Origin of the sequence: Autumnicola edwardsiae (assembly GCF_031846505.1) — a bacterium.
GTDB classification, from domain to species: Bacteria; Bacteroidota; Bacteroidia; order Flavobacteriales; family Flavobacteriaceae; genus Autumnicola; species Autumnicola edwardsiae.
Map to the genome: position 1 here is coordinate 1 of NZ_JAVRHP010000207.1, position 2,099 is coordinate 2,099.

Genomic DNA, 2,099 nt, shown 5'->3' on the forward strand with positions numbered 1-2,099 from the left:
TTAATTTCTTCCCTCGGAAATTGCTTTAATCGTAAAGTTCCTACTTCATCTGCAGAATAATTTTTGCCGGTAGCAACAAATTTAATGTTCTGATTCTTTTTTATGGAACCATTAATTACCCTGAAATAGGTTTCCACACCACGAAAAGGATTATAAACCGAATCGAAAATAAGCGCCCGCAAAGGAGCATCTACTTTTCCGCTGGGAGCCGGTACTTTTTTAATAATGGCGGCCAGGATTTCTTCAATTCCCAGTCCGGTTTTTGCACTGGCAGGAATAATATCTGAATATTCACAACCTAAAAGATCAACAATATCATCGCTAACAACTTCGGGATTAGCGCTTGGCAAATCCACCTTATTAAGAACAGGAATAATTTCAAGATCATTTTCCAAAGCAAGATAAAGATTGGAAATCGTTTGAGCCTGGATACTTTGCGCGGCATCTACAACTAATAAAGCCCCTTCGCAGGCAGCGATAGACCGGGAAACTTCGTAGGAGAAATCCACATGGCCGGGAGTATCGATGAGGTTCAGCACATATTTTTCACCTTCATATTCATAGTCCATCTGGATGGCGTGGCTTTTAATTGTAATTCCACGTTCGCGCTCCAGGTCCATGCTATCTAAAAGTTGTTCCTGCTTTTCACGATCTGTAACCGAACCTGTAAAGTCCAGCAACCGGTCTGCCAGGGTACTTTTTCCGTGGTCAATATGGGCGATAATACAAAAGTTACGTATGTGCTTCATCGATAATTATAATATTGTAGATCTAAAAAAGATCAGCAAAAATTGGGCTACAAATATAGTTTATTTACAAGTCTTTAAAGAATATTTGTACGGCAGTGATAATTTCCTTTTCAAGGCAGATTTTGACAGAAATATCAACTCCTTCTGTCACAGAAATTTTTAGTACTTATATTGCAAATAAATACAGTTGAAATTAATAATAATCACATATTTTGTGTGAATTAACTTTCCTCGTTGAGAAAAGATATTCTTAATTTGTTCCGAAGAAGAAAAAATGATTTCAGAATTACATCAAATCAGGGATTAACAGCAACATAATCTTCATATATGGCAAAATCAGATAGAGTAGAAGAAACTCAAACAGGAAGTTCTTCGGGAGATTCTAATCGGTCAATTATTATTATAGGAGCGCTGTTTTTTATCTTCGGATTTGTTACCTGGCTTAACGCCCTCTTAATTCCGTATCTCAAGATTGCCTGTGAACTAACCACTTTTCAGTCTTATTTTGTAACCTTTGCCTTCTATATTGCCTACGTGGTGATGGCTCCCATCTCCACTCGTACCCTCAGCTGGCTGGGCTTTAAAAAAGGGATGTCTGTGGCTTTAATTATTATGGCTTTTGGAGCTTTACTTTTTATTCCTGCAGCGATGACGCGATATTATCCTTTGTTTCTTACCGGACTTTTTATAATGGGAAGTGGGCTGGCAATTCTGCAAACGGCCTCCAATCCTTATGTCACTATTGTAGGACCGGCTGAAAGCGCTGCCAAAAGAATAAGCATCATGGGGATTTGCAATAAACTGGCTGGTGCGGCGGCTCCCATTATCATCGGATTTTTCCTGCAACTGGACAAAGCTGAAGAACTTTCAAAGACTACTAATGAGTCTGCCTTAGATGAGATGGCGCTAAGAGTAATTCCGCCTTACATTGGAATTATTGTAGTGCTGCTTCTCTTAGGCTTATGGGTGTACAAATCCAGTTTACCGGAAGTAGAGGCCGAAGAGGAAGAAGACGAAAATGCTGCTCTAAAAGGGAGTAAAAGCATTTTTGATTACCCTCATGCCATTCTTGGGGTGATTACTCTTTTTATTTATGTGGGGGTGGAAGTAATTGCTGCCGACACTATTATTGATTACGGAATTTTCCAGGGTTTTGATTTTGAAACAGCAAGAGGTTTTCCTACAGGAACAATGGTAGCGATGATTATTGGATATATATTGGGAATTATTGCTATTCCCAAATACATAAAGCAAGAAAATGCTTTAAAAGTATGTGCCATTCTTGGAGTTGCATTTGCCGTTGGGGCCATTTTCACTTCCGGCTTTGCTTCAGTAGCATTTATCGCGTTA

2 protein-coding genes are annotated in these 2,099 nt (G+C 39.1%); one reads left to right on the forward strand and one right to left on the reverse strand.

Annotated features, from left to right (window positions below):
- Nucleotides 1-749 (reverse strand): GTP-binding protein (locus RM529_RS16995; RefSeq protein ID WP_311485941.1); only part of this gene is annotated, 749 nt, incomplete at its 3' end.
- Nucleotides 750-1,076: 327 nt separating this feature from the next.
- Between RM529_RS16995 and RM529_RS17000 the strand changes: the two genes are divergently transcribed.
- A partial coding sequence (locus RM529_RS17000; RefSeq protein WP_311485942.1) for an MFS transporter occupies nt 1,077-2,099 on the forward strand: 1,023 nt, incomplete at its 3' end.